Source organism: Enterobacter sp. N18-03635 (assembly GCF_004006055.1).
In the GTDB taxonomy this organism is placed as follows: Bacteria; Pseudomonadota; Gammaproteobacteria; order Enterobacterales; family Enterobacteriaceae; genus Enterobacter; species Enterobacter vonholyi.
The window spans coordinates 114,906-125,786 of sequence record NZ_CP034768.1; the positions used below are offsets into that span (position 1 = coordinate 114,906).

Annotated in this window: 6 protein-coding genes and 1 pseudogene; 6 read left to right on the forward strand and 1 reads right to left on the reverse strand. The window is 53.2% G+C overall.

Translation table 11 applies throughout. From position 1 onward, the window contains the following. The first annotated feature begins 20 nt into the window (after nt 1–20). Complete coding sequence (locus ELK40_RS00685; protein WP_127728989.1) at nt 21–959, forward strand: spore coat U domain-containing protein; 939 nt, start codon at nt 21–23, stop codon at nt 957–959. 237 nt (nt 960–1,196) lie between these two features. Here the strand turns inward: ELK40_RS00685 and ELK40_RS00690 are convergent, their stop codons facing one another. Then, nucleotides 1,197–2,081: a carbapenem-hydrolyzing class A beta-lactamase FRI-6 gene (locus ELK40_RS00690; protein WP_127728991.1), complete on the reverse strand. Its 885-nt coding sequence runs from the start codon at nt 2,079–2,081 to the stop codon at nt 1,197–1,199. A 374-nt stretch (nt 2,082–2,455) separates the two neighbouring features. Here ELK40_RS00690 and ELK40_RS00695 point away from each other — a divergent pair, with 374 nt between their 5' ends. The 5 genes and pseudogenes from ELK40_RS00695 (at nt 2,456) to ELK40_RS22960 (ending at nt 10,364) form a co-directional block, all read left to right on the forward strand. Further along, a complete protein-coding gene (locus ELK40_RS00695; RefSeq protein WP_127728993.1) occupies nt 2,456–3,319 on the forward strand; it encodes a LysR family transcriptional regulator in 864 nt (287 codons plus the stop codon). A 476-nt stretch (nt 3,320–3,795) separates the two neighbouring features. Continuing rightward, nucleotides 3,796–8,529, forward strand: coding sequence for an inverse autotransporter beta domain-containing protein (locus tag ELK40_RS00700; protein WP_127728995.1), 4,734 nt, complete (start codon nt 3,796–3,798; stop codon nt 8,527–8,529). Between the two features lie 65 nt (nt 8,530–8,594). Beyond that, entirely contained in the window at nt 8,595–9,215 is a 621-nt protein-coding gene (locus ELK40_RS00705; RefSeq protein ID WP_127728950.1) for a helix-turn-helix domain-containing protein, read from the forward strand. A gap of 580 nt (nt 9,216–9,795) precedes the next feature. Continuing rightward, nucleotides 9,796–10,071, forward strand: a pseudogene (locus ELK40_RS00715) (IS3 family transposase); the annotation flags it as partial. A 170-nt stretch (nt 10,072–10,241) separates the two neighbouring features. Continuing rightward, nucleotides 10,242–10,364 carry a hypothetical protein gene (locus tag ELK40_RS22960; RefSeq protein ID WP_280178359.1) on the forward strand — a complete coding sequence of 41 codons (123 nt, stop codon included), beginning with the start codon at nt 10,242–10,244 and terminating at the stop codon, nt 10,362–10,364. Nucleotides 10,365–10,881: the final 517 nt, after the last annotated feature.

A 10,881-nucleotide genomic window follows, 5' to 3' on the forward strand; every position in this document is an offset into this window, starting at 1 on the left:
GCGTCAATAGGAGATGTTTCGTGATTTCATTTTATTCATTACGTTTTTTCAGACTTTTGATCGTCATTTTTTCCCTTCCCGTTTACGGAGGCAATATAACCTGTAAGGCTGAAATAAGCGATTTTGATTTTGGTAATATTGTTACCGGGCAGCCGCTATCGAAACAGTCGGCATACGGATATGTAAAATTCTCCTGTACCAACAGAGATATAATACCGCTGTATGTGGGTCTTTGTTTAAATAGGACGCCTTCCTCAAAAGATTTGACAATCGATTCACTTTCCGATAAGGATTACAGTATAATTTTCAGAGACAGAGCGACCGGTCTTCCCTGGAGCGAAGGAAACCCTCCTATACATATTTCGCGTATAGTGAATGCCCGTACAGATATGACTGAAAAAATTCCTATTTCCGCAGAAATGCGTATCGACCCGATCACCTTATCGGCAGGGCCAGTAAACCTCAGGTTTACACTTCAGTCGCCTTCCCTTTCATGGTACGCAAGCTCCGTGCCGTTTAGTGACAGTTGTACAGAGTCTCTCCCTGCGGATCAGATTTCATTCAATGTCAGAGCAAATATCACCAAACGTTGTGATGTGATAGCAGACAGTCTTGATTTTGGCAAGATTATTGATAAGTCAGGCTCGAAAATATTTTCGCAGAGTACAATTAATATAAAATGTACAAATGAAACCATTTATAGTGTATCACTACGCTCTCTTAATGGGAGCAGCACAGGATTTATGATGAATAATGGAACTAACAATAAAATCCCATATGCGCTATTCAAAGATTCTGCACAAAAAGAACGTTGGGCTGAAGGATTAAACGCGAAAATAGATCGCGGAACAGGGAAATGGCAACAGCATCAGCTTTATGGCCAAGTGAACCTTTCATCGTCAGACGAACCTTCCTCGGGCGATTACACTGATACGGTAATTATATCTATAAATTACTGAATGTTAAATGATGTACACTCACAGATAGAGATAAAAACAGTCTTCGCTATCGATATAACCCCATCCTCAACCCATTCAGAATGCGAAGCCGCATAAGCTCCTCTTAAAAATTTAATTCAGGCCTGAATAAAAAAATATAGCTGGCAAAGCAATTAATTTAAGATAATCAAAAAATGCGCCATTGAGTATACTTATGGGTTTTCATGGCGCATTAAAATTAATTTAATTGCATATAAATTATTTAGTACTCCCATACACTGCATTTATAGCTATTTTTGCAGCATTTTTTATAACTGTTTCGTCATGTTTGTCGTTTTGATTAGGACGTGTTGTGTAGACAGCCATAACTGCAGGTGAATTGGCATCTGGCCATAAAATAGCAATATCATTGGCTGTACCATAAAAACCACAGGTGCCTGTTTTATCGCCAACAACCCACTTATCTGGAACAGCAGCTCTAATTCGCGCATTACCAGTAGTGTTGCCTTTAAGCCAATCCTGTAGCAAGGATTTATTTTTAGCATCGAGTACTGAACCAAAAGCAATATTATTAAGACTCATAGCCACTGCTTTTGGAGTGGAAGTATCACGTTCATCGCCTGGAATAGCTGAGTTTAATTCTAATTCCCAACGATCAAGCCTGAAGTCAGTGTCTCCCGTTGACCGCATAAATGCAGTCAAACCCTCAGGACCTCCTATGTATCTTTCCATTAATAGATTAGAAGCTCCATTGTCACTATACTGAATTGCTGCCTTGGCCAAAGTCTGCACGCTTGCTCCTGTTTCGCGGTATTTTTCTGATACAGGAGAATGCTTTTCCATAACACGTCCAGAATATTCCATCATATCATCAAGAGAAACAGATTTATCCTGAGTTCTTTTTAATACGGATGCAGCAAGGAACGCCTTAAATGAACTACATAAAGGAAATCTCTCATCTTGTCTGTAGGAAAATTCTTTCCCATTTTTTGTGTTTAAAATATAAACACCTATCCGCCCCCCAAAAGAAGTTTCCAATTCCCTCATTTGCTCAACACCATTACTTTCCTGAGAGGCAAATGAGTTCAATGGAAGACAGAGCAAAAAAATAAATGTACTTGCACTTTTTTTAAAAAAAAACATTTATAACACCTCTAGACGGTTCAACAAATAATTTTTAGATATTAACTCATCATCTTTTTGTATGTCAAAAGCTTAACTAAGAATGTAAGCATAAAAAGATCCTTGCATATTCCCATGGAGAATTAAATAGGTGGTTTTATTGCGCCAGTGTTTAATGAAACACTCCAAAGATAATATTTTGTTAACTGTTAAAATATAAGGTATAGGGATTGGTAAATGATAAATCATTCCCATTCATATAGACAAAAGTTAAAACATTACACCTCTCATGAATCTTCAGTTGCTTAACACCTTGAATTTTACTTTTGATCTTTATGATGACAAACTATAAAATCTTTGCTTAGACATAAGTAAAACCTTTAGGCTAGTATATCATGAGAAATCGCTTGCCACTAAACGGGTTACGGGCTTTTGAGGCTTCAGCCCGCCACCTTAACTTTACACGCGCTGGACTTGAACTACATGTTAGTCAAGCTGCAGTAAGTCAACAAGTTCGTTCTCTTGAAAACCTCCTCAATGTCAATCTGTTTCGAAGGCTGCCGCGAGGATTAGTTCTTACTGAAGAAGGTGCGCATTTACTTCCAATTCTTAACGATGCATTTAATCGTATGGATTCAGCCTTACAAAAATTTCGCGGAGGTAAATTTCTCGAAGTGCTTACTGTTGCAGTAGTAGGAACCTTTGCTATTGGATGGCTTTTACCTCGGCTTAAGGATTTTTATGAAAAATGTCCTTGGATTGATTTAAGGATTTTAACCCATAATAATACAATTAATTTAGCAAATGAAGGTATTGATGCGTCAATTCGTTTTGGAACGGGAAAATGGACTCTTACTGAGAATATCGAGCTTTTTGCTGCCCCGCATACTGTACTATGTTCTCCTGTTGTTGCAGAAAATCTTCTCTCGCCGAATCATCTACGGTATAAATTATTATTCAGAACCTATCGTCAGGATGAGTGGTATAACTGGCTTGAAGTTGCAGGTGTTGAGCCATGGGTAATTACAGGGCCTATTTTTGATTCATCAAGACTTATGGTTGATGCCACTTGCATATCTGATGGCATAGCATTAGCACCATCATGTATGTTCAAAAGGGAACTAGATCTTGGACTACTTAAAATTCCTTTTGACATTCATGTAAATATGGGCAGCTATTGGATGACGACATTAAAATCAAAACAGAAGTCTGCGGCACTGACTGCTTTCAGCACTTGGTTACAGGAATGTTGCCTGTAACCAGGTTGATTTATATTTCTGTGTCCGGGCGTAAATTATCCATTTACGCTGTGAATCGCCATGGATAATCTAGACACTTCTGAGCCATTGATGGACTGACCCCGCCCCCCCCTCCGTCATGTACAGAGTGATACGTGTTATTTTGCACTCCAGCCATCCCATCATAGCCTGTCAATTGCCAGCATAGCCTGTCATGATTCTTCTGAACATTGTATTGCAGTGCATACCCCTGTTTTTCTGGATGTGGTTTTTCCGCCCTCCCCGGGCGGTTTTTTTTCCATACACCGTAAACTCCGCCAGTCACCATGCCCCGACCACAACATGCACTCATTCCACTGGCTTTTATATCCAAAAAAATAAACTTTCAACACACATAAAACTAATATAACTATAATCAACAAAATTACATTCCAAAAAAACACACTTCGATTCTAAAGTACCGCAGTGATTCATTCCATCAGGAAGAATATTAAACTGTGAAAAAAGTTCTTATTCGGAAAACTGCAATCGCCACACTTTTGGTGCAGTTCTGCTCTCCATTATCTGTTGCCTTTACCCCGGCTATTGCCTCCGCCGTTCAGCCAAACCGCGACACCACCGCGACCGCCGACGTGAACGACAATCAGGCCGCCGTACGCCTTGCCCAGGCCGCATCCCGGGCAGGGACCTTCTTGAGCAACGCCCCAGATACCGATGCTGCTGCATCACTCGCCAGCGGGTACGCCAGTGCCGAAGTCCAGCAGTGGCTCAGCCAGTTCGGCACAGCGCGCACCACCATTGACGTTGATAAGGACTTCTCACTGAAGGGCTCCTCTCTCGACCTCCTGGTGCCCCTGTACGACTCGCCTGACCTGCTCACCTTTGCCCAGGGCGGTATCCGCCGGGCGGACGACCGCACGCAGTCCTCCCTCGGCCTCGGCGTGCGCAGCTTCGGGCCCGCCGGCATGCTCGGCGCCAGCGCCTTTATCGACCACGACCTCTCCCGCAGCCACACCCGGGCGGGGCTCGGTATTGAATACTGGCGCGACAACCTCCGCCTTGGCGCCAACAGCTACATGCGCCTCTCGGGCTGGAAGGACTCCCCGGACGTCACCGACTACCTTGAGCGTCCGGCAAACGGCTGGGACATTACCGCCCGCGGCTGGCTTCCTTCGCTGCCGCAGCTCGGCGCCTCGCTGGGCTTTGAGCGCTACTACGGTGAAGAGGTAGGCCTGTTCGGACACAGCAACCGCCAGAAGGACCCTTATGCCGCCACTGCAGGCCTGAACTGGACGCCGTTCCCGCTGCTCACCCTGAACGCCGAGCAGCGTCAGGGCAAGGGCTCGGCCAGCGATTCCCGCCTGGGTCTTGAGCTGCGCTACACCCCGGGCGTATCCTGGGCGCATCAGACCAGTCCTGACTCCGTCGCCGCACTGCGTAGTCTGAGCGGTGCTCGCCATGACCTTGTCGAGCGCAACAGCAACATTGTCCTCGAGTACAAAAAGAAAGAGGTCATATTCCTGAAGACCCAGGAGCTGGTCACTGGCTACGCTGGTGAGCAGAAGCCCCTGAGCGTGGAGATAAAGAGCCGGTATCCTGCTGAGCGCATTGAGTGGCAGTCGCCAGAGCTGGAGGCGGCCGGAGGGATTATCATGTCTTCCGGCCCGCATTCTCACGCTGTTATACTACCGGCCTGGCAGCCGGGAAGAGCTCTCCACGGCAATACCTATACGGTACGCGGTGTTGCCGTGGACGGCCGGGGCAACCGCTCTGCCGCGTCCAGCACTCGTGTTGTCGTTTCACAGGCAGCCATCAGTCCCGCACTGTCGGGCCTGAGCCTTTCGTCGCTTAATCTGGTCCCGGACGGCACCAGTGCGCAGAAAGTCACCCTCACCCTGCGTGATGCAGCCGGCAATCCGGTTGACGTGGACGAAAGTGAGATTGTTACGGAACGCAGCGATAATACCGACAAAAACGTAGCGCGGGCTGCACGCGGTCTCGCCCGGGTGGGGCATTTCGTACGCACCTCTGCCGGCAGCTATGACCTGACGGTTACTCCGGGAACGCAGGAAGAGCACTTCACGCTGACTCCGTATGTGCGCGGCTACAGCGCCGGCACCATCACTGTCAACATCAGCCAGACTCTGAGTGATGCTAACTCCTCACTGGTGGTCGGGCAGCCTGTTACCGATACGGATACGCCGGTGCCTGTAATGCTTACGCTGCGTGATGAGGCGAGCATTCCGATTAACGGCCAGAAGGTGAGATTCAGCAGCGGTCAGGACGGCGTCACCTTCTCTGACGTGCAGGAGTCTGCTGGCGGAGTTTACACTGCCACTATGCGCGCCACGCGGACGGGCGTGGTGACGGTGAGCTCTATTGTGAACGGCATCCAGCTGGCGCAGCCGCAGGCCACCGTCACAGTGAAAGCGGGCTCTGTCTCGCAGGCCACTTCGACCCTGAAAACAGACCGTACGCGTTATGCCAGTCAGGAGGATGTGGTACTGACACTGACTCTGAAGGATGCATCCGGCAACAGTGTGACGGAGGTGGATCTTGCCTCTGCCACATTTACTGGTCCGGGGCTACAGGAGAAGGAGGGCTCAGCCTGGACGCAGGCCGACGGCGTCTGGACCCGCACCTTCACCGCGACGACGGCGGGCACCGGCCTGACGGCCGGCATCACGCTGGGCGGCACGGCCGTTACCTCCGCCCCGTACACCATCACGGCTGCCGCGGCTTCTGCGGCCACCTCCACCCTTGAGGTCAGCGGCGGCGTTAACGGCACGTTCACTGCCGGAGACAGCATGACCGTCACCTTCACCCCGCGCGACGCGCAGGGCAACCCGGCAGATATCGAGGCTGCGGCTGTGGACACCATCAGCGCGGAAGGCGCCGCGCCGGCCACGGGCTCAGCCTGGACGCAGGCCGGCGGCGTCTGGATCCGCACCTTCACCGCGACGACGGCGGGCACCGGCCTGACGGCCGGCATCACGCTGGGCGGCACGGCCGTTACCTCCGCCCCGTACACCATCACGGCTGCCGCGGCTTCTGCGGCCACCTCCACCCTTGAGGTCAGCGGCGGCGTTAACGGCACGTTCACTGCCGGAGACAGCATGACCGTCACCTTCACCCCGCGCGACGCGCAGGGCAACCCGGCAGATATCGAGGCTGAGGCTGTGGACACCATCACCATGGCGGGCGCCGCGCCGGCCACGGGCTCAGCCTGGACGCAGGCCGGCGGCGTCTGGATCCGCACCTTCACCGCGACGACGGCGGGCACCGGCCTGACGGCCGGCATCACGCTGGGCGGCACGGCCGTTACCTCCGCCCCGTACACCATCACGGCTGCCGCGGCTTCTGCGGCCACCTCCACCCTTGAGGTCAGCGGCGGCGTTAACGGCACGTTCACTGCCGGAGACAGCATGACCGTCACCTTCACCCCGCGCGACGCGCAGGGCAACCCGGCAGATATCGAGGCTGAGGCTGTGGACACCATCACCATGGCGGGCGCCGCGCCGGCCACGGGCTCAGCCTGGACGCAGGCCGGCGGCGTCTGGATCCGCACCTTCACCGCGACGACGCCTGGCACCGGCATAACGGCCTTCCTCTTTCTGGACAGCGGAATGGTCATCTCCGCCCCGTACACCATCAAGGCTGGCGCGGCCGATGCGGCCACCTCCACCCTTAACGTCCTCGGCAGCGCTGGCGGCACGTTCAGGGCTGGAGACGAGATGACCATTACCTTCACCCCGCGCGACGCGCAGGACAACCCGGCGGACGTCGCGGCTGCGGTTGCGGGCAACATCGCCGTGCCGGGTGCCGAGCCGGCCACGGGCTCAGCCTGGACGCAGGCCGGCGGCGTCTGGACCCGCACCTTCACCGCGACGACGCCTGGCACCGGCATAACGGCCTTCCTCTTTCTGGACAGCGGAATGGTCATCTCCGCCCCGTACACCATCACGGCTGCCGCGGCCGATGCGGCCACCTCCACCCTTAACGTCCTCGGCGGCGCTGGCGGCACGTTCAGGGCTGGAGACGAGATGACCATCATCTTCACCCCGCGCGACGCGCAGGACAACCCGGCGGACGTCGCGGCTGCGTTTGTGGACAACATCATCGTGACAGGTGCCGCGCCGGCAGAGGGTTCAGCCTGGAGGCAGACCAACGGCGCCTGGACACGAAACTTCACTGCGACGAGGGTGGGCACCGGCATGAGTGCAATCCTCTTTCTGGACAACGGAATGGTCACCTCCGCCCCGTACACCATCACGGCTGGCGCGGCCGATGCGGTCACCTCCACCCTTGCCGTCCTTGGCGGCGCTGGCGCCACGTTCAGGGCTGGAGACGAGATGACCGTCACCTTCACTCCGCGCGACTTGCAGAATAACCCGGCGTACGTCGCGGCTGCGGTTGCGGGCAACATCGCCGTGCCGGGTGCCGAGCCGGCACAGGGCTCAGCCTGGACGCAGACCAACGGCGTCTGGACCCGCACCTTCACCGCGACGACGCCTGGCACCGGCCTGACGGCCACCATCACGCTGGGCAGCGGAATGCTCGCCTCCGCCCCGTACACCATCACGGGGAGCCAGGTCGTCAGTGGGATCAACTCCACCCTTGCCGTCCCCGGCGGCGCTGGCGCCACGTTCAGGGTTGGAGACCAGATAACAGTCACCTTCACTCCGCGCGACTTGCAGAATAACCCGGCGTACGTCGAGGCTGCGGTTGTGGACACCATCAGCGTGGCGGGCGCAACGCCGGTCCAGGGCTCCACCTGGACGCAGACCAACGGCGTCTGGACCCGCACCTTCACCGCGACGACGCCGGTCACCGGCAAGAGGGCCATCCTCTTACTAGACAGCGGCGCAGTAATCGTCTCCGAGGTGTACACCATCACGGGGAGCCAGGTCGTCAGTGGGATCAACTCCACCCTTGCCGTCCCCGGCGGCGCTGGCGCCACGTTCAGGGTTGGAGACCAGATAACAGTCACCTTCACTCCGCGCGACTTGCAGAATAACCTGGCGTACGTCGAGGCTGCGGTTGTGGACACCATCACCGTGGCGGGCGCAACGCCGGTCCAGGGCTCCACCTGGAAGCAGACCAACGGCGTCTGGACCCGCACCTTCACCGCGACGACGCCGGTCACCGGCAAGAGAGCCATCCTCTTACTAGACAGCGGCTCAGTAATCGTCTCCGAGGTGTACACCATTACAGCGGGTGCCACGAACTAAAGGCAACACCGGAGTACCTGAAAGCCCAGGTACTCCTCCCCCTCTCTAAACTAATAAACTTTTTTATGATGAATACTGAATTCACTCCGCAGCAGAAACTTGAAAACATCATTCGCTCCCTCCGGGAAAAAAGGAGTGTTATGGTCTCCGGGCGAGAAGATATAGCCATGACACTGCGCGCACGTCCCACTGTCTTCTTTCTCGAGGAGGGGCGGGCCTCCCTTCGCCTTAAAAGTAATGGCTACATTATTGCCGACTTCACGGCACCCGCGGTGCTCGGTCTTGAGCTGCTCTGCGGTCGTGAACCAGATACAACCGTGGCCGTTCAGGATTCAGCTCGTCTTATTCAGGTGCTGTCTTCTGACCTTGCTGCGGAAATTGAGCTGTCGGGGATGTGGCATGATGTCTTCAGCATTCTTGCGGACAATGCGCGGCATGTGCGGGATAATCTCGCCATCAGTGCGTTCGGCAGCAATTACCACATCGTTCGCCATCATCTTCTTGCCCTGAGCAACGGTGACGGGGGCCTCCTGAAGCAGGAATCGTTTCACCGGTATATCAGCGAGCGTTCAACCGTCTCCCGCAGCACTCTGTACAAGGTAATCAGGAGTCTGCAGGCTGGGCAGTACATTACCATGGAAAGAGGAAAACTGATTGAGCTTCGACATCTTCCAAAAAATTATTAAAGATGAGTCTGTGGTTAAGGTTTCCATCCTTACCGACCCGCCAGAGTCATGCGTTGCATCAAGGAAGATAAAAGGCTGGCTGTGATTTACTTCACCCGGTGCGGTCAGTTCTTTGCGCTCTTTAGGCTCATGCACAGAACATCGCCGCTGAATGTGGAGTGCGGACCTGACACCGAACCCAGGATACAAAGCTGTCCATGAGTGCTGCAGAGCACCCTGAGCATTACTGATGAGGGGAACACCGTTTTCCATGTCTTCTGCGAGCGGCTCTGTCTGTACGGCAGCTGCATCGAGAATCACAGGAAGTGGCTGAGTGAATTGCCACGGATAATCCAGGCTGAGCCTCTTAATTGTCACAGCCTTTTTTCACAACATATTGAACTATTGCTCGTTACGTTCTTTCCTGTGAAGCATGGGCTCTCATCCAGACTGCTGAACCAGCAACACCGGGGCAGCACTCTCTTGGGCAGAAAACCGTATATTCATTATATCTCCCGCGAAGTTTACACGTTACTGCGCAATCAAAACAGGCGGATCAACAGTATCCCGATAACAGCTTGACTCTTGGAAGGGCGTCCTGGGCAGCCAGTACGGCAGTGACGACTGGCAGCGCTTCTGCCGGGCTAATAACCTGGCCCCGAGCATGAGCAGGCGTGGCAACTGCCAGGATAATGCGGTGGCCGAATCGTTCTTCAGTTCGCTGAAAAAAGAGCGGATCAGAAAACGCATCTATAAAACCCGGGATCTGGCCCGGGCCGATATCTTCGATTACATTGAAGTGTTCTACAACCGGGCCCGGCGCCACAGCCACCTCGGCGGCGTCAGTCCGGAGGCCTTTGAACAGGCCTCATCGTGAGGACAGAATTTGTCTACGGGCGTGGGGTCAGTCCAATAGGGCAGGATCGTCTACCGGGGCGGGGTCAGTCCAAAAACGGAACTCAGGACATGCAAACTATCGAGACTGCTCAGCGGTGACGTTCGCCCTGAATGGGCGCTATCGTTCCTCAAAATCCCGGGACCATCAACATGAAAAATCTGCGAGTCTATCAGAATAACACACCCTTATCCAACCTGGTGGAAGAGAAGATTGGTAAGCGGGTTGAATCGCTCAGACACGAAGTGAAAGAGGTCGGCAAACACGGCTTGTAGTAGATTAAGGTCATTCCAGATGAAGTTGTGTATGAATATTCCTCCCGTGTCCGAAAATAAAAGGGGCTGTTGTGCGAGCCTGGCCCCGGTTTAGCATGTAAACTATCGACGGTTAGCTGGCCTAACATCTGGAAAAATTACTGACGAGAAGGTAGTATTCGGATCGTCAGCGATCGTCTTGTGGTGGGACAGATTGTTGATTCAGATTACTTTTGTGACCTAACTCAAACTGACGGTTTGACTGCTTTGTGGTGAGGCAGGCGGGTGGCAGAAGATGGTTTTACGGAAGAAATGCGGACTTCCGGAAACAAACAGGGACAGGACGTGTCCAGTAAAACGTTCAGGAGCAGGTGACGGGATTTCCCGGAGCCTGAATGCACAAACCCCCCGATAACTGTCATCATCTTGGCGGAAGACACAGGTATCAGGGGGTCCAAAAGCAGGCGCGTTGCCTGTGAAGGATTATAACGCATGCACCATAGAAAACAACACCCGGCCGCCATAAGAACAGGCCGCC